Source organism: Janthinobacterium sp. SUN073 (genome assembly GCF_030397665.1).
Lineage (GTDB): Bacteria > Pseudomonadota > Gammaproteobacteria > Burkholderiales > Burkholderiaceae_D > Janthinobacterium.
This window is the reverse complement of the sequence record NZ_JAPUBT010000014.1, coordinates 87,224-107,005: the sequence shown is the minus strand read 5'-3', so window position 1 is coordinate 107,005 and position 19,782 is coordinate 87,224. Positions and strand designations below refer to the sequence as shown.

The 19,782-nt window shown below is 60.8% G+C and carries 18 protein-coding genes and 8 tRNA genes; 4 read left to right on the top strand and 22 right to left on the bottom strand.

The annotated features are described in order from the left end of the window. Nucleotides 1–2: 2 nt before the first annotated feature. Together O0882_RS26520 and dbpA are read left to right on the top strand one after the other, a co-directional pair. Nucleotides 3–239 carry a hypothetical protein gene (locus O0882_RS26520; RefSeq protein WP_099759870.1) on the top strand — a complete coding sequence of 79 codons (237 nt, stop codon included), beginning with the start codon at nt 3–5 and terminating at the stop codon, nt 237–239. A 102-nt stretch (nt 240–341) separates the two neighbouring features. Further along, nucleotides 342–1,763, top strand: coding sequence for an ATP-dependent RNA helicase DbpA (gene dbpA, locus O0882_RS26515; protein ID WP_289952832.1), 1,422 nt, complete (start codon nt 342–344; stop codon nt 1,761–1,763). On the opposite strand, the gene O0882_RS26510 is transcribed toward dbpA, so the two are convergent. The 4 genes from O0882_RS26510 to O0882_RS26495 all read right to left on the bottom strand — a co-directional run bounded on the left by O0882_RS26510 (nt 1,750) and on the right by O0882_RS26495 (nt 5,663). Next, entirely contained in the window at nt 1,750–2,292 is a 543-nt protein-coding gene (locus tag O0882_RS26510) for a hypothetical protein (RefSeq protein ID WP_289952817.1), read from the bottom strand. The genes dbpA and O0882_RS26510 overlap by 14 nt on opposite strands. Next, complete coding sequence (locus tag O0882_RS26505) at nt 2,285–2,854, bottom strand: hypothetical protein (RefSeq protein ID WP_289952816.1); 570 nt, start codon at nt 2,852–2,854, stop codon at nt 2,285–2,287. The genes O0882_RS26510 and O0882_RS26505 overlap by 8 nt, the downstream gene beginning before the upstream one ends. Nucleotides 2,855–2,896: 42 nt before the next feature. Continuing rightward, nucleotides 2,897–4,273: a cysteine--tRNA ligase gene (cysS, locus tag O0882_RS26500; RefSeq protein ID WP_289952814.1), complete on the bottom strand. Its 1,377-nt coding sequence runs from the start codon at nt 4,271–4,273 to the stop codon at nt 2,897–2,899. Between the two features lie 238 nt (nt 4,274–4,511). After that, a complete protein-coding gene (locus tag O0882_RS26495) occupies nt 4,512–5,663 on the bottom strand; it encodes an MFS transporter (RefSeq protein ID WP_289952948.1) in 1,152 nt (383 codons plus the stop codon). Between the two features lie 217 nt (nt 5,664–5,880). Here O0882_RS26495 and O0882_RS26490 point away from each other — a divergent pair, with 217 nt between their 5' ends. After that, entirely contained in the window at nt 5,881–6,711 is an 831-nt protein-coding gene (locus O0882_RS26490) for a helix-turn-helix transcriptional regulator (RefSeq protein WP_289952811.1), read from the top strand. A gap of 81 nt (nt 6,712–6,792) precedes the next feature. On the opposite strand, the gene aqpZ is transcribed toward O0882_RS26490, so the two are convergent. The 12 genes from aqpZ to lhgO form a co-directional block, all read right to left on the bottom strand. Next, the gene (gene aqpZ / locus O0882_RS26485) at nt 6,793–7,482 is read right to left on the bottom strand and encodes an aquaporin Z (RefSeq protein WP_289952809.1); all 690 of its coding nucleotides are present in this window, start codon (nt 7,480–7,482) and stop codon (nt 6,793–6,795) included. Between the two features lie 213 nt (nt 7,483–7,695). Further along, nucleotides 7,696–8,106, bottom strand: a complete 411-nt coding sequence (locus tag O0882_RS26480) for a GNAT family N-acetyltransferase (RefSeq protein WP_289952807.1) — start codon at nt 8,104–8,106, stop codon at nt 7,696–7,698. Beyond that, nucleotides 8,106–8,564 (bottom strand): Ivy family c-type lysozyme inhibitor, encoded by a 459-nt coding sequence (locus O0882_RS26475; protein ID WP_289952805.1) that lies wholly within the window; start codon nt 8,562–8,564, stop codon nt 8,106–8,108. Before O0882_RS26475 ends, O0882_RS26480 begins: the two co-directional genes overlap by 1 nt. Nucleotides 8,565–8,630: 66 nt before the next feature. Continuing rightward, entirely contained in the window at nt 8,631–9,041 is a 411-nt protein-coding gene (locus tag O0882_RS26470; RefSeq protein WP_289952802.1) for a hypothetical protein, read from the bottom strand. Between the two features lie 35 nt (nt 9,042–9,076). Further along, nucleotides 9,077–10,207: an amidase family protein gene (locus O0882_RS26465; RefSeq protein WP_289952800.1), complete on the bottom strand. Its 1,131-nt coding sequence runs from the start codon at nt 10,205–10,207 to the stop codon at nt 9,077–9,079. Between the two features lie 157 nt (nt 10,208–10,364). Further along, nucleotides 10,365–10,940: an elongation factor P gene (locus O0882_RS26460; RefSeq protein WP_071078242.1), complete on the bottom strand. Its 576-nt coding sequence runs from the start codon at nt 10,938–10,940 to the stop codon at nt 10,365–10,367. A 135-nt stretch (nt 10,941–11,075) separates the two neighbouring features. Continuing rightward, nucleotides 11,076–12,245, bottom strand: a complete 1,170-nt coding sequence (gene earP / locus O0882_RS26455) for an elongation factor P maturation arginine rhamnosyltransferase EarP (protein ID WP_289952797.1) — start codon at nt 12,243–12,245, stop codon at nt 11,076–11,078. A gap of 99 nt (nt 12,246–12,344) precedes the next feature. Further along, a tRNA-Glu gene (locus tag O0882_RS26450) sits at nt 12,345–12,420 on the bottom strand. A 70-nt stretch (nt 12,421–12,490) separates the two neighbouring features. Continuing rightward, nucleotides 12,491–12,566, bottom strand: a tRNA-Glu gene (locus O0882_RS26445). A 124-nt stretch (nt 12,567–12,690) separates the two neighbouring features. Next, nucleotides 12,691–12,766 (bottom strand) — tRNA-Glu (locus tag O0882_RS26440). A 327-nt stretch (nt 12,767–13,093) separates the two neighbouring features. Next, nucleotides 13,094–14,407 (bottom strand): MFS transporter, encoded by a 1,314-nt coding sequence (locus tag O0882_RS26435; RefSeq protein WP_289952796.1) that lies wholly within the window; start codon nt 14,405–14,407, stop codon nt 13,094–13,096. A 103-nt stretch (nt 14,408–14,510) separates the two neighbouring features. Continuing rightward, nucleotides 14,511–15,716, bottom strand: a complete 1,206-nt coding sequence (gene lhgO / locus O0882_RS26430) for an L-2-hydroxyglutarate oxidase (protein WP_099375536.1) — start codon at nt 15,714–15,716, stop codon at nt 14,511–14,513. A 203-nt stretch (nt 15,717–15,919) separates the two neighbouring features. On the opposite strand from lhgO, the gene O0882_RS26425 reads away from it, so the two are divergent. Beyond that, nucleotides 15,920–16,855: a LysR family transcriptional regulator gene (locus tag O0882_RS26425; RefSeq protein ID WP_289952946.1), complete on the top strand. Its 936-nt coding sequence runs from the start codon at nt 15,920–15,922 to the stop codon at nt 16,853–16,855. Nucleotides 16,856–17,532: 677 nt separating this feature from the next. Here O0882_RS26425 and O0882_RS26420 read toward each other — a convergent pair. From O0882_RS26420 to gltX, 6 genes are all read right to left on the bottom strand, one after another. Further along, a tRNA-Ala gene (locus tag O0882_RS26420) sits at nt 17,533–17,608 on the bottom strand. A gap of 51 nt (nt 17,609–17,659) precedes the next feature. Beyond that, nucleotides 17,660–17,735, bottom strand: a tRNA-Glu gene (locus tag O0882_RS26415). Nucleotides 17,736–17,786: 51 nt separating this feature from the next. After that, nucleotides 17,787–17,862: transfer RNA gene (locus O0882_RS26410), tRNA-Ala, on the bottom strand. Between the two features lie 134 nt (nt 17,863–17,996). After that, a tRNA-Glu gene (locus O0882_RS26405) sits at nt 17,997–18,072 on the bottom strand. Nucleotides 18,073–18,139: 67 nt separating this feature from the next. Next, nucleotides 18,140–18,215: transfer RNA gene (locus O0882_RS26400), tRNA-Ala, on the bottom strand. Nucleotides 18,216–18,339: 124 nt separating this feature from the next. Then, entirely contained in the window at nt 18,340–19,746 is a 1,407-nt protein-coding gene (gene gltX / locus O0882_RS26395) for a glutamate--tRNA ligase (protein WP_289952791.1), read from the bottom strand. Between the last annotated feature and the right edge of the window lie 36 nt (nt 19,747–19,782).

The following is a 19,782-nucleotide window of genomic DNA, read 5'->3' as shown; positions in this document are numbered from 1 at the left end:
AAATGAGAGATAAAAAAGACAACGCCACCATCGACTTGCCCGGCTTCGGCCAGCTGCCAGCGCACGAGGCGCCAGAGCCGGCGCCGGAACCGCAGCGCCGCACGCGCGCGCGCAAGGTGGCTTTGAAGCAGGTGCAGCTCGAATTGCTGGAACCGACCGATGCCACGGGCCTGCCCGTGTGGACGCGCGACGCCGGCCTTGATCTCACCGGCTTGCCCATCTGGGCGCCCGATAATTAACCCCATGCCGGCGGCCGTTTGCCGCCGGCTTCCACACCACCGCACAAGGGCGTAAGCCTGTAGACTGTGCCCATCCACCCGCTTTTTACCGGCTCCGCCCCTATGAACACCACCACCACCAATTCTTTTTCCAGCCTGCCGCTGACGCCCGCCTTCCTGGCCAATCTGGACTCGCTCGGCTACCACGAGATGACCACCATCCAGGCGCAAAGCCTGCCGGCGGTGCTCGATGGCCGCGACCTGATCGCCCAGGCCAAGACGGGCAGCGGCAAGACGGCCGCCTTCGGCATCGGCATCCTGCACAAGCTCAATCCGGCCTGGTTTGCCGTGCAAGGCCTGGTGCTGTGCCCCACGCGCGAACTGGCCGACCAGGTAGCCAATGAATTGCGCCGCCTGGCCCGCGCGGCCGGCAACATCAAGATCCTGACCCTGACGGGCGGCGCGCCGATGCGCCCGCAAATCGCTTCGCTGGAACACGGCGCCCACATCGTCGTCGGCACGCCGGGCCGCATGCGCGACCACCTGGGCCGCGGCACCATCAACCTGAACCATGTGCAAACGCTGGTGCTCGATGAGGCGGACCGCATGACGGACATGGGCTTTTACGAGGAAATCGCCGGCATCGTCAGCGCCTGCCCGGCGCGCCGCCAGACCCTGCTGTTCTCGGCCACGTATCCGGAAGACATCCGCCGCGCCACGGCATCATTCCTCGTCAATCCGCTGGAAGTGACGGTCGAGGCACAGCACGACAACGACAAGATCGAGCAGCGCTTCTATGAAATCGGCTTCGACGAACGCAATGGCGCCGTCGGCAAGCTGTTGAAACACTTCAAGCCGGAATCGACGCTGGCCTTCTGCAACACCAAGGTGCATTGCCGCGAACTGGCCGACGAACTGCGCCAGCAAGGCTTTTCCGCGCTGGCCCTGTATGGCGAGCTGGAACAGCGCGAGCGCGATGAAATCCTGGTGCTGTTCGCCAACCGCAGCTGTTCCGTGCTGGTGGCCACCGACGTCGCCGCGCGCGGCCTCGATATTTCCGACCTGGGCGCCGTGATCAACGTCGACGTCTCGAAAGACACGGAAGTGCACATCCACCGCATCGGCCGCACGGGCCGCGGCAGCAAGAAGGGCCTGGCCCTGTCGCTGTGCGCGCCGAACGAGAAAAAATGGGTCAAGCTGATCGAGCAGTACCAGAACAGCGCCGCCGAATGGCACGACCTGAAGGAACTGGCGGAAGACGACGGGATCGAGGCGCTGCCGGCGCCGATGGTTACCCTGTGCATCATGGGCGGCAAGAAGGACAAGCTGCGTCCGGGCGACTTGCTTGGCGCGCTGACAGGTGACGCGGGCCTGACCAAGGAGCAAGTGGGCAAGATCAACGTATTCGAGTTCATGACCTACGTGGCGCTCGACCGCAAGGTGGCCGAAGCGGCCTTCAAGCGCCTCAACGCCGGTAACTCCCTGGGCCGCGACTTCGGCAACATCAAAGGCCGCAGCTTCAAGATGCGCTTTATCGAGGCGTAAGCGCCTGCAAGGCACGCAGGGCCGCCATGGCCCTGCATCCCGGATAGTCTTCCCATTCGGGATAGCGCCCGCGGTAGTAGCAGTTCCAGTAGCTGACGGCGCGCCGCTCCAGCGTGGCTACATAGGCGGGGTTCTCCCGCAGGTAGCGCGCCAGCGCCTCCCCATTCCAGGCCGGCAGCGCCGCGCCAATCACCTCGACAATCTGCAGCACGTATTCGCCGCACAGGTGCACGACGAACGGCACCGTCCACGCCCGCTCCTGCAGCAATAGCTGTCTTAAACACGCTTCGCGCAGATGGCCGTCATGGTGGCGCGTGCCCAGGCACAGGGCGATCACGCCGGCGTCGCCGGGCAGCCGGGTACAAGTGAGCAACTGCTCGCGGTCATAGTACGTGCGCGTCGGGATCAGCAAAGCCTCGCCATTCTGATACACGGCAAATGGCGGGTGTGCCCGGCTGCTCCCCAGCGCTGGCAACAGCTGCGTCACAGTGACGGCCAATGCCGCCGGAAAGGCATCCGCTTCAGCCATCGCTCCCCTCCTGGCAGACTTTGCGCACGCCCAATGCAGGTTTATCCATCTTTTCAAAGATCACATTCGAATACCATGCGGCAGGATCGCCTTCGGTGGGCTTGCCCAGCGAGATATAGTAGCCGCCATGCGTGAACAGGGCCGTGGTTTCCTTGCCAGGCTTGACCACCTGCAGAAAGGCGGGCCAGGCCGCCTTGTCGACTTGATTAAAACGCGCGGCCAGCAGCGCCAGCAAGCGCGCGTGCGAGGCGGGCGCATACGGGAACAGATACAGGTATTCGACCAGTTCTCCGCCATCGGTCAGGCGCGTGACGGCGGCCGTCGCGACATCGACCTCGCCGCCAAAACTGCACAAGGTGCCGCCGCTGTAGGCGAAGTCGATGATGGTCGCCGGCGCGCACGCCTGCCGTTCGCGGTCGATACCGACGGGCGGCAGCGCGCGCACTTGCTCCAGCAGCGCCTCGCCCGATGTGGCCAGCGCGGGAAAGCCGGGACACTCGCTGGCCGCCTGCGCGGCAGAAAAGGCCAGGCAACAACTCAATAACAGCAAACGACGCTTCACGGCATCTCCAGTTTCATCAGGCGGCCATTATGCAGGACATCTTCACAAAGGCCGCGCCTGTTGCCCTTGCGGCGTATCGTCGATGTCGTAGCCAGCCGCACGCGCCAGTGCGCGCAAACGGTCCGCCTCGGCCCACTGGCGCTGCGCGCGCGCGAGCGCCCTTTCTGCCATCCAGGCCTGAACCTGCTGCGGCACGTCCACCTGCGCCGGCTGCCAGCGCGGCAAGTCCAGGCCCAAGGCCTCGTCGAAGCGCAGCAAGGTCGCTTTTTTGGCGCTATCGGGTACATCGCTTTTCAGCAGCTCCCAGGCCACGGCCAGCGCACGCGGATAATTCAAGTCATCGTTGACCTGCTGCGCAAAGCGCGCCAGCCACGCGGGATCTGCCTCGCCGCCCGCATCTCCCAGGCCATGCACGGCCACGCGCAGACGCGCCAGGCCGCTGGCGGCGGCGCGCAAGGCGTCGTCCGTGAAATTGAGGCTGCTGCGGTAATGGGCGCCCAGGCACAGGTAGCGGTAGGCGAGCGGATCGACACCCTGCTCCACCAGGCTTTGCAAACGCAAAAAGTCGCCCGAGGATTTCGACATCTTCGCATCCTGCGTCTTGAGGAAAGCGCCGTGCAGCCAGAAGTTGGCCAGGCGCGTGCCGTGGCGCGCCTGCGTTTGCGCGATCTCGTTGCTGTGGTGGACGGCCACGTGGTCTTCGCCGCCGCAATGGATGTCGAAATACGTGCCCAGGTGCTTTTCCGCCATGGCCGAGCATTCGATATGCCAGCCGGGAAAACCCAGGCCCCAGGGGCTGTCCCACTCCATCTGGCGCTGGCCCGGTACGCCGCTGAACTTCCACAGCGCGAAGTCGCAGATATCGCGCTTCTCGCCCAGCTCCACCCGCTTCCCCGCCTGCAGGCCATCGCGCTTCAGGCGCGCCAGTTTTCCATAATCGTCCTGGCGCGTCGTGTCGAAATAGATGCCGTCGTCCGTGCGGTAGGTGTAACCCTTCGTTTCCAGGTCGCCGACGAACGCGATCTGCTCCGCGATGTGGTCCGTGGCGCGGCACCAGACGGTGGGCGACAGGATATTCAACTGGCGCAAATCGTCTTCAAACGCGCGCGTGAATGCGGCGGCGATGTCCCAGGCCGACTCGCCGCTGCGCCGGCTGCGCGCCTCGATCTTGTCGTCGCCGCTGTCCGCATCCGACGTCAAATGGCCCACGTCCGTGATGTTCATCACGTGGCGCACCTGCAAGCCATTGAACGCGAGCGCGCGGCGCAAGCCGTCGACAAACAGATAGGTGCGCAAGTTGCCGATGTGCGCGTAATCGTAGACGGTGGGGCCGCAGGCGTACAGGCCCGCCTGGCCCGGGGCGATGGGTTCGAACGGCCGCAGGCTGCGGCTATACGTATCGTACAAATGAAGTGTCATGCGGGACTTTCATGCGCGTTGCGGAAAAAGAAAATGGCCACAGGTTTTTCAACACTGTGGCCATCGGAATGAGGAGTAAAAAATTTAACGGCGCCGGGCCGCATCCTCACGAAGCCAGGTACACGGACACAGCGCAGCAGCGGCGCGGTATGCAAGGACTGGATGGAGGATGGAAGAGATCATGAGACAACTATCGCATGTACGCGGGCGGGCCGTCAAGCCCTCCCGCGTCACCCGCTTATTTTTTCGCCTGCTCGATATGCGGCAGCAGCACCGTCAATATGCCCAGCAGCGGCAGGTAGGAGCAGATTTTGTACACATAGGCGATGCCGGAGACGTCGGCCAGATGGCCCATGGCGGCGGCGGCGATGCCGGAGACGCCGAACATCAGGCCAAAGAAGATGCCCGCGATCATGCCCACCTTGCCCGGCACCAATTCCTGCGCGAAAACGACGATGGCGGAAAAGGCGGAGGAAATGACGAAACCGATGATCACCGTCAAGACGGCCGTCCAGAACAGGTCCACGTACGGCAGCAGCAAAGTGAACGGTGCGGCGCCCAGGATGGAAATCCAGATCACGCGCTTGCGGCCGATGCGGTCGCCGATGGGGCCGCCCATGAAGGTGCCGGCCGCCACGGCGGCAAGGAACAGGAACAGATACAGCTGCGCTGCGCCGATGGACAAATGGAATTTATCGATCAGGTAAAAGGTGTAGTAGCTCGACAGGCTGGCCATGTAGATGTACTTCGAGAACACCAGCAGGGCCAGCACGCCCAACGCTTGCAACACCTTGTTGCGCGACAAGTTAGGCCCGTGGCCGCCCGCCTTCGGCTTGAAGCTGGCCAGGTGGCCGCTGTACCAGTGGCTGACCTTGTACAGCACGCCGATGGCCAGCACGGCCAGCAGACTGAACCAGGCGATATTGCCCTGACCCCGGTTCACGATGACGGCCGCCGCCAGCAGCGGTCCCAGCGCGGAACCGACATTGCCGCCCACCTGGAACAGCGATTGCGCAAAGCCGTAGCGCCCGCCCGATGCCATGCGCGCCACGCGCGACGCTTCCGGGTGGAAGGTCGAAGAACCGACACCGATCAGGCCCGAAGCGATCAACAGGGTCGGAAAGGTCGAGACGATGGACAGCATCAGCACGCCGGCCAGGGTAAAGCACATGCCGACCGGCAACAGGAATAGCAGCGGACGGCGGTCCGTGTACAAGCCGATCCAGGGCTGCAGCAACGAGGCCGTGCACTGGAACGTCAGGGTTATGAGGCCGACCTGGGTAAAACTGAGTGAAAACTCGGCTTTCAGCATCGGGTAAATCGACGGCAATAATGCCTGGATCAGGTCATTGAGCAAATGCACGAAGGCGACGGCGCCCAGGATGTGCATGGCCAGACCGGATGGTTGTTGGGAAAGATGAAGCGAGGGGGCCGCCGGCACGGGCGTGGCCAATGCTGGGGTAGGTGTGCTTGTGTGCATGTGTCATCCGCAATAATCGGGCACGGCGGGCGGCCCGGCAAAGAAGCCAGTATAGTATGGTCGCTGAACTGATAACTTCCAATAATCGTCGCCCAAGTGACAACCAAGAGACTAGCCAACGCCCAACATGTACACCCAGCAACCTGCCCAGACCCACCCCGCTGGCGTGCCGTTCAGCCGCAGCACCAGCTCGCACGATTACCAGCATGTGCCGCGCCCCGTGACGGCCATGTCCAGGCAATATGCGGCGGGCGACTATACGGCGCCGCACAGCCATGTGCGGGCGCAACTGCTGTATGCGACGGAAGGCGTGATGCGCGTCTCCACCGGGCACGGCGTGTGGATATTGCCGCCCCGGCGCGCCCTGCTGATCCCCGTGGGCGTCGTGCATGAAGTTCACATCTTGAGCGAACTGAGCATGCGCACCGTGTACATCGATGCGCAGGTAGCGGCCCAGTATGGCGCCGATTGCAAGGTGCTGGAAGTGAGCCGGCTGCTGCGCGAGCTGATCCTGGCCTTGCTGGCCGAACCGATCGAGTATGCGCTGGCGGGGCGCGGCGACTGGCTGGCGCACCTGATCCTGTCGGAACTGGCGGCGGCCGATACGGTGCCCCTCGCCATACCCTGGCCACGCGACCGCCGCCTGGTGGCTGTCTGCTCGGCCATCATGAGCGCACCAGGCAGCCGGCGCAGCATCGAAGACTGGGCGCAGGATGCGGGCGCCAGCGCGCGCACCCTGATCCGTCTGTTTCCCAAGGAAACAGGCTTGCACTACCGCCAATGGCTGCAGCAAGTCCACCTGGCCGAGGCATTTTGCCGCCTGGACCGGGGCGAAGGCGTGGCCGCCATCGCCTATGCGCTGGGCTACGCCAGCCCCAGCGCCTTCAGCGCCATGTTCCGCCGCATCCTGGGCCGCACGCCGCAGCACTACCTGAGCGAGTGGCGCGCCGCCGATTAATCGACAAAAGCAGCCCGTGGGCTGCTTTTGTCCAGTCGTTTGCCGGCAATTGTCGGCTTACGCCCTGCGGGCCAAGCCGACCTACTCTTTTTCGCCAGCAATCAAGCGGTAAGCCAGCGCGCCCAGCAAGGCGCCGATGATGGGTGCCAGCCAGAACAGCCACAGCTGGCTGGTGGCCCAGTCGCCCACGTACAGGGCCACGCCCGTGCTGCGGGCCGGGTTGACGGAGGTATTCGTCACGGGAATGCTGATCAGGTGGATCAGGGTCAGCGCCAGGCCGATCGGCAGCGGGGCGAAGCCGGCCGGGGCGCGCTTGTCGGTGGCGCCCAGGATGACGATCAGGAAGAACATCGTCAGCACGATTTCAATCACCAGCGCCGACAGCATCGAATAGCCGCCCGGCGAATGGGCGCCATAGCCGTTCGAGGCAAAGCCCTTGCTGACATCGAAACCGGCTTGCCCGCTGGCGATCAGGTACAGCACCCCGCCGGCCACGATGGCGCCCAGCACTTGCGCGATGATGTACGGCAACAGTTGTTTGGCGGGAAAGCGGCCACCGGCCCACAGGCCGATCGAGACGGCAGGATTCAAATGGCAACCCGAGATGTGACCGATGGCGTAAGCCATGGTCAGCACCGTCAGGCCAAACGCCAGTGCCACACCGGCAAAGCCGATGCCGAGGCCGGGAAAGGCAGCCGCTAGCACGGCGCTGCCGCAACCGCCCAGCACCAGCCAGAACGTGCCGAGAAACTCGGCTCCATATTGTTTCATGATGTATTCCTTTAAAGTGACGAGAAAACGTGCCAGGGACGACCAATCGGACCGCTCACCACCTTTGCCACACCCATGGGCGACGGCAAAGCACAGCACCAGCAACGCACGCTGCAGAGCGCGCATAATGACATGATGTCATTATCAATGCAACATTATTTTGTGCAATAATGCTAATTGTTATCTTACCACCTAAAGGTTTTTTTGATAATTTTACGGCGCGGGGCGGCGCATGTATTTTTGCGGCGCCTCCAGCGGCGCAAAGCCAAAGCCAGCATACAGGCCATGCGCGTCGTCGGTTCCCAGCATCCAGGCGACATCGCGCAAGCGTGCATCGCCGAGCACGGCGGCCACCATCTGCTTGCCATATCCCCGCCCCTGGTATGGCGGCAGCACAAAGACATCGCGCAGGTAGGCGAAATCCGTGTAATCGGTGATGACCCTGGCGAACGCCACTTGCTGACCATCGACATAGCCGCCGAAACTCAGCGCGTTGGCGATGCCCTTGCGCACCGTTTCAATCGCCACGCCGCGCTTCCAGTACGACTCCTCGCTCAGGTAGCGGTGGATCATGGGCATGTCCAGTTCGTCGCGTTCGCTGGAGATACGCAGTGGCGCGTGCATCAGTTCTTGAACAGCAGGTCGGCTTCGGCGATGCTGGGCTCGCCGAAATACACGGTGCGCAGTTCCCCCTTGGCGTCGCTACCCATGTACACGCCCGTCATGCTGCGCTCGACCGGGTCGTACAGGATGGTGTAGTGGTGGCCGCAATTGTGCGGTTCGCAGACGCTGCTCAGCAGGCGCGCCTTGCCGTCGATCTCGACCGGCTTGAGCGGACTGGCCACGCCATCGGGCACCCAGCGCTGCCGCTTCAGGCCGGCTTTTTTCAAGCCCACATTGAAGGCCTTGCGAAAGGCGTAGTCCGCCTTGTAGACGTCGGGGAAATACGGGCAGGTATGGCCACCGTCGCAGCTTTGCGCTTGCTCAATGAGCGACAGCCTGGGCGTGCGCGCTTGCGCCGGCATGGCGGCCAGCGCCACGGCGGCGGCCAGGAACAGGGGGGACAACAAACGTGCGGACATGACTTCTCCTGAAAGCATAGTGTAATGGGGGGCAGCATAGCAGAATGCCATGCTTGCACACACGCATCAGGGAGAGCAGCGGATGCCGACGACCCCGTTGACCTTGCCCTCCGGCCAGCCCGTCTCGCGCCAGCGGTACACGCCGGGCGCGACGATGATCAACTGCCATTCCACCAGCTTGCCAGCGGCATTGACACGCGTTTCATTGTCATAGCGCAAAGTCAGGCTGCGCTCCGTTTCCGCCACCACGGTCGCGGCAAAGCGGTTGGTTTCACCGAGCTTGCTTTTCCAGGTACGGTCGTTGAAGATCGCCAGCCGCTGATGATCGTCAGACAGCTGCATGCGCGTAAAGTGCCGCGCTTCTTCGCAAACACTGCTCGTATTCACGCTGTCGGACCAGCTGCCAGACAGTTGCGCGGCATCAAAAGGAGTCGGGGTGGCGGCCACGGCCGCACTTAGCAGCAAGGTTGCAAACATAGTTTATCGAAAGAAAGCGAAAAGTATCATCTTGTTCAACGCAGCGCCTGCGTGATGCTGGACGGCAATGCCGGTGTGCGCCGGTGCAAGGTCGCCTGTTCATAGGCATAGGCCATCGCAATGAGCGGCATGTCGCCGTGGGCAGGTCCGATGAAAGACAAACCGACGGGCAAGCCCCCGACCACGCCGGCAGGCACCGTAATATGCGGCAAGGCGCACTGCGCCTGCGATACGCCATGGCACGTGGGCCCCACCAGCGCATCGAGCCCATGCGAGCACAGCAACGCTGCGATGCCGCCAGGCTCGGACGCGGGCGGCGGCTCGATCAATTCCGCGCCTTGTTCGCGCAGCACCAGCAGTGCCTGCTCGATCACGGCATCGGTTCCGGCGCACTGGCCGAACAGGTGGCGCGCCACGCCGATGCGGCGCCCATGCAAGCCGGCGGCGTCGAGCACCATACCATCGGCCAGGCGCTCGCCCGTCAGGGCAGCGAGCAGCCAGGCCGCCTCGCGCACGCTGGGCGCCATCGGTCCCGCCGTGGCTGGCTCACCGCCCTGCCCGGCGGCAGCGCTGCCCGTGGGCTTGATGGCGACCAGGCCGCAGTTTGAAGCAGGCGCGACAATGGAGCCGTCCGCCGCGCTGTCCACGGCCAGGATGGTCAGGCCGGCCCAGCTGGCACTGGCATGCGGCACGCTGACGGCGGCCCACTGGCGCAAATTGCTTTTGCCGATGATGACGGCGCCAGCCGCGCGCAAGCGCGCCGCGACAAAGGAATCGCAGCTGGCCTGCGTGGCCAGCGGCGCCTGCGTGCGCGTCTTCATGCGGTCGCCGGTGGCGATATTGTCGCGCAAGACGATGGGGATGCCATGCAAGGGGCCGCGCACCTTGTGCCCCTGCCGCTCGCGGTCCATTTCCAGGGCAATTTTCAGCGCATCGGGATTGATTTCAATGCCGGCATAGGCACGCGCGCCGATGCTGCACAGGGAGCGGATACGCGCCAGGTACTGCGACGTCAGCGCATGCGAACTGAGCTTGCCTGCCTGCATCATCTGCTGCTGCGGCAAGACGCCCGCATCGAGCAGGTGGGCCATGGGGCTGGCGGGCGCCGTGGCACGGGCCAATACGGGACGCGACGCGCCACCGCGTAACATCTGACTGCGCTGCATGGTATCTCCAGGAAACTTCAATGTTTCTGCCGCAATAATGTTCTAGCTATAGCATAGCAGTCCTTGCAACACAATTGTTGTCAAAGGTAATTATTTTTCAAGCAAAAAAAACGCTGCCCGAAGGCAGCGTTTCTTGATGATTTGGCACTGGGGCAAATCAGTTGCGTACGACACGCTTGTATTCGTTGGTACGGGTGTCGATTTCGATGACATCGTCCTGTGCCACGAACAGCGGCACTTGCACGATGTGGCGGTGCGCTTCGATGGCGTTTTCGATCTTGGCTTCTTTCAGGACGTTGCCCGAAGTGTTGCCCTTGACTGCAGGCTCCGAGTACACCACTTGACGGGCGATGGTCGTAGGCAGTTCAACGGAGATAGCCTTGCCGTCGTAGAAAATGGCTTCGCATTCCATGCCATCCTTCAGGTAATGCAGTGCATCGCCCAGGTTTTCTTCTTCGATTTCATACTGGTTGTACTCGGTGTCCATGAAAACAAACAACGGGTCGGCGAAGTACGAATACGTCACTGGCTTTTTATCCAGAACAACAACGTCAAACTTGTCGTCGCCGCGGAACACGTTTTCCATCGGGGTGTTCGTCAGAAGATTTTTCATCTTCCATTTGTAGGTGAAGCCCGTGCGGCTCGAACCGTTGACATCAGAACGCAACACGATCATTGGCTTGCTGTCGACCATGATGATATTGCCAACACGAATTTCTTTTGCGGGTTTCATAGGAATGTACGTAAAAAGTGGGTTGCATGAAGACCATCTGCCGCCTGTGCGCCATCAGCGCCGCAAGCTTGCGTTTGATCGGTTAAAAATACGTTAGAAATAACCGGGCATTTTACCTTAATTTTTGGCAAGCGCCTATCTCGTCGCGCCAGCGAACGCCAGCAAGTTACTTGCCAGATCGCCATTGGACTGCATCTGCTGCCGCCAAGCCTGCGCGCGTGCGCGGATACGCGGCAGGTCGGCCTGCAAGGCGGGCCACAGCTGCGTCCACGGCAAGGCGTCCGCGCTGGCGCCATTCCAGGCCAGCGCCGCCTGCGCCAGGCTGTCGATGACACCATCGGCATCGGCCGCATAGCGCTGCAGGAAGGCGCGCAATTTCACGTGATGCAAGTTTTCATCCTGCAAATAGATATGCCAGAGAAACGGCTGGCCGGCCCATTGCGCGCGCACGAAGGAATCCTCGCCGCGCACGAGATTGACGTCGCAGGCCCACAGCAAGCGGTCGTAATCGTCTTGCGGCACGAAAGGCAGCACGCGCAAGGTGAGCGCGCCACGCGTGTGCGCCGCACCAGCCGTCGCCGCTTCGTCGCCGATAAACGCCTGAACGGCATCGAACGCGACGCCTTCCGGCACCAGGCATGTCACGGGTTCGCTGCCCGCCTGCCACACGCCAAACAGCTCGGCGACGGGAGCGGACGGGTAGCAGAACAGCGATACTTTCAAAGCAGACATTTCCGCCTGACGCACGCCGAATTGCCCGAGGAAGGCCGCCATGGCGGGCGCATCGGCCTGGAATGCCAGCCTTTTTTCATCGAGCGCCGCTTCGCGCAGCAAGCCGCCCGTTTTATTGGTAAAACCGGGGAAGAAGAAATGCTTGATCATGCCGTGGCGTGGCGACGTCAGCGCATGGCAGCCCTCGACCCACTCTTCCGCCGTCAAGCCTTCCAGGTTCAGCCACACCGGCTGCGGCGCGCACTGCGCCATGGCGGCGATATAGCCGGGCGGAATGTCGCAGGCGAAAAACTCGATGACGATATCGGCGATATCGGCCGGCGCAAACACGCCATCCTGGCCGCGCCAATGACGAATCATGACTCCCGATACTTGCTGGACTTCGGCAGCCACATCGATTTCAGGACAGATGTGCTGGAAACTGGATAAATCATCGACCCACAGGGTGACGGCCACGCCGTGCTCGCCGCTCAACTGCCGCGCCAAACGCCAGCAAATGCCGATATCGCCGTAGTTGTCGACGACTTTGCAGAAGATGGCCAGGGATGGCGCGCGATCGCTAGGTAATGGCATGTGCAGGCAAGAGTGAAGGAAAAACGTTGGCATGCCGGCAAATAACAAAAAAGCCGCGCTGTTACCAGGCGGCTTTGTTGTTGGCTGATTCAGCCGGTCTGGCGTCCCCAAGGGGATTCGAACCCCTGTACTCACCGTGAAAGGGTGATGTCCTAGGCCTCTAGACGATGGGGACAGAAAATCTGTCCAAGATGCATTACTCCGCATCCCGACCTGTTACTTTACGTGCTTACTACTTGCGAATCTGGCGTCCCCAAGGGGATTCGAACCCCTGTACTCACCGTGAAAGGGTGATGTCCTAGGCCTCTAGACGATGGGGACAGAAATCTGTCCTGAATGCTCTACTTCGCATCCTGACCCGGTACTGCAGCAATGTTGCAGAAACAAAAAAAGCCTGACTTGTCAGGCCCGTTCAGCACTGCGCTATTACCTTACAACTAAATCCTGGCGTCCCCAAGGGGATTCGAACCCCTGTACTCACCGTGAAAGGGTGATGTCCTAGGCCTCTAGACGATGGGGACCTGTGCTGGCTTGACTCTCAGCGGACTCTTCGTTGAAGGCTTTGCTTGGCCCCTCAAAAAAGCGTGCGCGAAGTATAGCATGGGACCATTCACAAAATCAACCGCAGGCGCATCTTATTTTCCATGGAGGAAACCGTTCCCGGCGGCGATTGCTCAATGTGCAATCGATCGGCTGCGCGGGCGAGGTACAGATCCTCAGCAACAGCAGCCAGACAAGCAAAAGGAAAGCCTCTTGCTCCCCCCTTCGTTTGTACTGGCCCAAACCCACGTCATATAAGGGTTGGGCGGCGGGAGGAGCTGAGCAAGCTTGGCCCGCCGCCTTGGCCATCAGTTCTTGTAATGGCTGAAGCGATAACCTTGGTCGAAGTATGCTGCCAATGCGACGATCACTCCGGAGCACGTGAGCATCAAGGCCACTGCGCTCGTGTCACGAGTCGCAGACTGGGCAACCATTGATAACGCCCACAACGGGGCAATACCGCCGGCAATGGCAGTGCCGATTTCACGCCCCGAACCAACCCCCGTCGAGCGGTTTTGCACGGCAAACTGGCGACTGAGGAAAGAACCCTGTGGGGCGAACATCATCGGCGCCAGCACCCCGGTGCCGACGATCAGCGCCAGGTAAATCAGCCTGTTCTCGCCGCTGTCCAGCAACTGCATGAACGGGTACGCGAACAATGCTGACAGCAGGCCGCCGACGATCAGCAGCTTCTTGCTGCTGAACTTGTCACACAGATAGCCGAAGAGCGGGACGGTAAAGATTGCGACCAGACTGGCCAGTGTCACCGATAGCGATGTCACGCTGGCCGAAATGCCTTTGAACTGGGTCAGGTAGGCCAGCGAGAAGGTCTTGAAGACATAGCTCAGTGCGTTGTAACCGATGGCGACAAAGAAGACGACGCCCAGGCCCTTCAGATTGGTTTTCCACAATTCGCGGAACGGCCTCTTCTGGCGATGGCTTTCCTCGAAGTGGTGATACTCTGGCGTTTCCGGCAGACTCCCACGCACCCAGAGCCCGACCAGTACCAGCACGAAACTGAGGATGAAGGGAATGCGCCAACCGCCGGCAAGCAAAAACTTGTCGCCATTGACGGTCAGCAGATAAACGGTCAGCGACGATAGCAACAGGCCAAGGTTCAGCCCCAATGCAGGCCACGCACCTTGTCGCCCCTTCTTGTTGTCGGCCGCATGTTCGTAGGAAGTTACCGCCGCCCCCGCCAGTTCAGCACCGGCGCCCAGGCCCTGCACAATGCGGATCAGCACCAGGCACAGGGGCGCCCAAACGCCGATGCTGGCGTAGGAAGGGACCAGGCCAATGGCGGTCGTGCACAAGCCCATCATACAGAAAGTAACGAACAACATTTTCTTGCGCCCGTAGCGGTCGCCGAAGTAGCCGAAGAACAGCCCCCCGATCGGTCGCGCCACAAAGCCGATGGCGAAGGTGGCAAAGGCTTGCAGCGATGCATTCGCCGGGTCCGAGGTATCGAAGAAGACCTTGCTGAAGACAATCGACGCCATCGTCGCGTAAAGATAAAAGTCATACCACTCCAACATGGAGCCGACAATGGTCGCTGCCGCCACTTTGCGCAGACGACTTTTTGTCTGTGCCGGGGTTTCCTGTTCCGTTTTTTGAATGTTCAAAATGTCTCCTTCATGAATTAATTTTTTTCTTTTTCGCCTAGAGCGTTCGAGTTGGGGCTGGCTGGGGAGCGACAGACAACCGTACGTTGTCCGCTACGCCAACTCAGCGCCTCATCACTTCACGCACAATGTATTCAGCAATGGCTAGCGACGATGTCGCCCCTGGTGACGGTGCATTGCGGATGTGGGTAATGTTGCCGTGTTGGCGAATCACGAAATCGTCAACCAGCGCACCATTGGCCTCCATTGCCTGGGCACGGATCCCACGAACCGCCGGAACAATACCGACCGAGGCAAGCGTCGGCACATAGCGCGCCGCCTCGCGGACAAAGCTCGCCTCGCTGACCACAGTCTTCAGTTCCCGAAGCGTCGCCGGCAGGTTACGGGCAGCAAACTTCCAAAAGCCGGGGTAGCTGGCAAAATTGAAGATGTCGGCCAGGTTCATGCTGCGGCCGTCATAGTTCTCGCGACCGAAGGATATGAAAGCATTCGGGCCGATCGTCATCTGTCCGTCGATACGCTTTGTGAAATGCACCCCGAGGAAAGGAAAGCGCGGGTCCGGCACCGGGTAGATCAGGCCTTTGACATGCGACTTGAAAGCCTCGTCGATCACGTAATACTGGCCGAAGAACGGTACGATGCGTGGCGTGTCCTGATCGCCCGAACGCTCTGCCAGGCGATCTGACTGCAAACCCGCGCAGGCAATTGCCTGATCGAATACCGTATCGAAGACCTCTCCGTCCGCAAGTTCGACCCGTACTTCGCCGCCTTGCTCAAGCAGACGCTCAACCGGCGAATTCAGACAAATGCGCCCGCCACGCTCCCTGATTTCATCGGCGATTCGGGCCGCAATTTGACCGTAACTGACAATCGCCGTTTTCGGTGAATGCAAGGCGCCCAGGCCGATGCAGTTGGGCTCGATTTCGCGCAGCTCATTTGAGCCGATCAGCCGCACGCCAGGCACACCGTTGGCCTGCGCTTTCCGATAAATCGCCTCCAGGCGAGGCAACTCTTCCTCTTGTAGCGCGACGACAACTTTGCCGCACTCGTCGTAGGGGATGGCATTGTCGCGGCAATAGTTGCCAATCAATTCGCCCCCGCGCCTGCAAAGTCGTGCCTTGAGCCCCCCCGGCTCATAGTACAGACCGGCATGGACCACACCCGAATTGTGGCTGGACTGATGACTGGCGACACTCGCCTCCTTTTCGAACAGCACCACCGTGGCTTCGGGAAAATCCAACAATAACTGACGTGCGACTGCGAGGCCATTTATCCCCCCGCCGATAACTGCATAACGCTTCTTGTTCATTGCGCCTCTCAAAAAATAGCAAACTCGTCATTTCACTGCTACATGCATCACTTTGGCGAAGGGCGAAGGCCTGCATATACCGCCCGCCCAACGCCTGGCACCGACGCGATTTGCCCTGTCAAGCATTTTTGATCAAGCACAATTTAGATAAAAGCGAAAAATTATGTACAATTAAGTTCGAAAAAAGAGAACAAGTGATGTCCATGACTTTAAAGCAACTCGAAGCGTTCTACTGGGCCGCCACCTGCGCGACCTTTGCGATTGCCGCCGAACGCCTGCATTTGTCCGTATCGTCTCTCTCCAAGCGCATTTCAGAACTGGAGGAAGCGCTTGGCATCAATCTGTTCGACCGGAGTGGCCACCGCGCCGTACTCAGCGATGCAGGCCAGGCATTGCTGCCACGCGCGCTGGCGCTGCTCGATGACGCCGCCGCAATACGTACCGCCTTCGCACCCTCTGCCGGGCTAGTTGGCCGTTGCACCTTTGGTGTTGGCGAACTCAGCGCGCTGACCTGGCTACCGCAGTTCATTGCGCAAGTCCGGGCACTGCATCCCAAATTGACGCTCGAACCCTATGTCGACGTGGGCTCAGTTCTGGAAAGCCGTGTCACCAAGGGCGAGCTCGATTTTGCGATCATTGCCGGACGCTCATCGCACCACGGCATCCTGTCGCAACCAGTCAGCCAAGCACAATTCATCTGGCTTGCCGCGCCAACCCTGGCTGTATCTGACAGCCCGCCCGGCTTACGTGGTGCCGCCGATTTACTTGACGCTGGACAGCCCATCGTTGCCTTACCGCCATCAGCTGGCACCACGCGACTGATTGATGACTGGCTACTGGCTCACGGCATCGCTGCCGTTGAGCGTATAAGTTGCAATAATTGGGGGGCCATTGCCGGCATGCTGATTGCCTCTGTCGGGATCGGCATACTGCCCACTGGCTGGAGTCAAAAGCTGGTTGACCAGGGTCTGCTGCTCCCGCTCGCCGCCGCCGAAATGCCAGCGCCGGTAATCTATTCTTTTCAGTGGCGGCGCGGAGACAACCGTCCACTGCTCGACCAGCTACGCGGGCTTTCCACCCAATATGTCGACTTCACTGCTGATCTATCGCGACCGCTGGGCAGCATAACGGAACGCTGATAACTGCCGGCCATGCGCCGCCCGCCGGCCACCTCGACTTCCAGCAACCCATGCATGGGCATCAGCGGGAGCCAAGCGCTGACGTCTTGCATGCCATGCCAGCGCGCTAACAGCTTGGCCACGCTCGCCGAAGGGGATGGCGAAATTGGCCCGGAAATAAAAAAAGCCGCTCGAGGCGACTTTGATTATCATGTGATTTCTGCGCTGTTGGCGGAGGTAAGGCAGGAGCTAACCCTGACCTATTGCATGCCATGCAAGCGCGCTAACAGCTAGCCACACTCCCCCGAGGGGTATGGCGATTAATTCGCAGACGTAAAAAAAGCCGCTCAAGGCGACTTTGATTATCATGTGATTTCTGCGCTGTTGGCGGAGGTAAGGCAGGAGCTAACCCTGACCTATTGCATGCCATGCAAGCACGCTAACAGCTAGCCACACTCCCCCGAGGGGTATGGCGATTAATTCGCAGACGTAAAAAAAGCCGCTCAAGGCGACTTTGATTATCATGTGACTTCTGCGCTGTTGGTGGAGGTAAGCGGGATCGAACCGCTGACCTCTTGCATGCCATGCAAGCGCGCTAACAGCTTAGCCATATTCCCCCGCGGGGTATGGCGAAAGTGACCCGGAAATAAAAAAAGCCGCTCAAGGCGACTTTGATTATCATGTGACTTCTGCGCTGTTGGTGGAGGTAAGCGGGATCGAACCGCTGACCTCTTGCATGCCATGCAAGCGCTCTCCCAGCTGAGCTATACCCCCCCGGGCGCAGAAACACTGCTACTTCTTCACTACCACAACACCAGACTGAACTGGCGTCCCCAAGGGGATTCGAACCCCTGTACTCACCGTGAAAGGGTGATGTCCTAGGCCTCTAGACGATGGGGACCTTGGCACTACATTTTTACTTCTACAGTTTGCTGCCTTACTTCTGCGCTATTGGTGGAGGTAAGCGGGATCGAACCGCTGACCTCTTGCATGCCATGCAAGCGCTCTCCCAGCTGAGCTATACCCCCCGGGCGCAGAAATAATAAAAGCCGCACTTGGCGACTTTGTTCCACTACTTGCTTTCCATCCAGAACCTGTTTTTTACGGGCCTGAACTTACAACAATCAGTACAAACAACTGCCACTACTATACCACAACTACCTGGCGTCCCCAAGGGGATTCGAACCCCTGTACTCACCGTGAAAGGGTGATGTCCTAGGCCTCTAGACGATGGGGACCGCGGAACTTCCAAACAACATCTGCACCACTTCAACGACTAACAAAACCTGACTGCGATTTTGCTGCTGGTGGAGGTAAGCGGGATCGAACCGCTGACCTCTTGCATGCCATGCAAGCGCTCTCCCAGCTGAGCTATACCCCCGTTGGTGCAGAAACAAGAGTATAGCAAAGAAGTTTCACTCTGCAAATACCCTTTTTCGTCTATGAGCAACTTTTCATAGGGGCGGTTTCTGCACTGCATTTACACGCTCAATTCCGCGCGGCGATTACAGCCACTTTGCCAGGCGCGCCAGCACGGTCTCGCGGCCGAAGATCACCACCACCTGGTCGATGGCCGGCGTCTGCAGCTGGCCCGTTAAAATCAGGCGCAGAGGCATGGCCAGCAGCGGCATCTTGATGGTGTTGGCGGCCAGCACTTCCTTGATCATGGCGGCGACGGCTTCCTTGCTCCACTCTACCGTGGCGATGCGTTCGGCAAACTGCGCCAGCACGGGCTTGATGGCATCCGTGATGTGCTGCGCCACCAGTTCCGCTTCCGGCTGCGGTTCGCGGAAGAACAGCATCGAGGCGGCAGCCAGCTCATTGACGGTGTTGGCGCGCTCTTTCATCATGCCCAGCACTTGCGCCAGGTCCGGTGCGCCTTCGAAGACGGCGCCGGCGGCGACCATCTGCGCGCGGGCCAGGTCGGCCAGGCGCGTGTTGTCGGCCTGCTTGATATAGTGATTGTTCAGCCAGGCCAGTTTTTCATTGTTGAACTGGGCCGCCGATTTCGACAGGTGGTTCAGGTTGAACCACTCGCAGAACTGCTCGGTCGAGAACACTTCATCGTCGCCATGGCTCCAGCCCAGGCGCGCCAGGTAGTTCAGCATCGCTTCCGGCAAAAAGCCCTGCTCCGGGTAATCCATCACGCTGACGGCGCCGTGGCGCTTCGACAGCTTCTCGCCGTCCGCACCCAAAATCATCGGCAGGTGGCCGTACAGCGGCAGCGGAGCGCCGATGGCGCGCAGGATGTTGATCTGGCGCGGGGTGTTGTTGACATGGTCGTCGCCGCGGATCACGTGGGTGATCTGCATGTCCCAGTCATCGACGGCAACGCAGAAGTTGTAGGTTGGCGTGCCGTCCGGACGGGCGATCACCAGATCGTCCAGCTCGCGGTTCGATATCGTGATCGTGCCCTTGACCACGTCGTCCCACGTCACATCGCCATCGAGCGGATTCTTGAAGCGCACGACGGGCTTGCGGCCGGCCGGTACGGCCGGCAGGGTCTTGCCAGGCTCCGGACGCCAGGTGCCGTCGTAGCGCGGCTTTTCACCGGCGGCGCGCATGCGCTCGCGCATCGCTTCGACTTCTTCCGGCGACGAGTAGCAGTGATACGCCGTGCCCTCGGCCAGCATCTGCGCCACCACTTCGCGGTAGCGGTCCATGCGCTGCATCTGGTAGAACGGGCCTTCGTCGTGGTCCAGGCCCAGCCACTTCATGCCTTCGATGATGGCTTGCACGGCTTCCGGCGTGGAACGCTCCACGTCCGTGTCTTCGATGCGCAGCACGAAAGTGCCGCCGAAGTGACGGGCATACGCCCAGCTGTATAAAGCGGTGCGGGCGCCGCCCAGGTGCAGATAGCCGGTCGGGCTGGGAGCGAAACGGGTACGGACGGGAGTAGCGTTTGTGGTCATCGAAGTAATCAGGCTTGAATAAGTAAAACGCCATTT

Excerpts from the sequence above, each read along its gene's own strand:
- O0882_RS26490 (WP_289952811.1), top strand. The coding sequence starts at position 5,881 with ATGTACACCCAGCAACCTGCCCAGACCCACCCCGCTGGCGTGCCGTTC.
- gltX (WP_289952791.1), bottom strand. The coding sequence starts at position 19,746 with ATGACCACAAACGCTACTCCCGTCCGTACCCGTTTCGCTCCCAGCCCG.
- O0882_RS26465 (WP_289952800.1), bottom strand. The coding sequence starts at position 10,207 with ATGCAGCGCAGTCAGATGTTACGCGGTGGCGCGTCGCGTCCCGTATTG.
- dbpA (WP_289952832.1), top strand. The coding sequence starts at position 342 with ATGAACACCACCACCACCAATTCTTTTTCCAGCCTGCCGCTGACGCCC.
- cysS (WP_289952814.1), bottom strand. The coding sequence starts at position 4,273 with ATGACACTTCATTTGTACGATACGTATAGCCGCAGCCTGCGGCCGTTC.
- O0882_RS26520 (WP_099759870.1), top strand. The coding sequence starts at position 3 with ATGAGAGATAAAAAAGACAACGCCACCATCGACTTGCCCGGCTTCGGC.
- earP (WP_289952797.1), bottom strand. The coding sequence starts at position 12,245 with ATGCCATTACCTAGCGATCGCGCGCCATCCCTGGCCATCTTCTGCAAA.
- O0882_RS26495 (WP_289952948.1), bottom strand. The coding sequence starts at position 5,663 with ATGCACATCCTGGGCGCCGTCGCCTTCGTGCATTTGCTCAATGACCTG.
- O0882_RS26470 (WP_289952802.1), bottom strand. The coding sequence starts at position 9,041 with ATGTTTGCAACCTTGCTGCTAAGTGCGGCCGTGGCCGCCACCCCGACT.
- O0882_RS26510 (WP_289952817.1), bottom strand. The coding sequence starts at position 2,292 with ATGGCTGAAGCGGATGCCTTTCCGGCGGCATTGGCCGTCACTGTGACG.
- O0882_RS26460 (WP_071078242.1), bottom strand. The coding sequence starts at position 10,940 with ATGAAACCCGCAAAAGAAATTCGTGTTGGCAATATCATCATGGTCGAC.
- O0882_RS26480 (WP_289952807.1), bottom strand. The coding sequence starts at position 8,106 with ATGCACGCGCCACTGCGTATCTCCAGCGAACGCGACGAACTGGACATG.
- lhgO (WP_099375536.1), bottom strand. The coding sequence starts at position 15,716 with ATGAACAAGAAGCGTTATGCAGTTATCGGCGGGGGGATAAATGGCCTC.
- aqpZ (WP_289952809.1), bottom strand. The coding sequence starts at position 7,482 with ATGAAACAATATGGAGCCGAGTTTCTCGGCACGTTCTGGCTGGTGCTG.
- O0882_RS26425 (WP_289952946.1), top strand. The coding sequence starts at position 15,920 with ATGACTTTAAAGCAACTCGAAGCGTTCTACTGGGCCGCCACCTGCGCG.
- O0882_RS26475 (WP_289952805.1), bottom strand. The coding sequence starts at position 8,564 with ATGTCCGCACGTTTGTTGTCCCCCCTGTTCCTGGCCGCCGCCGTGGCG.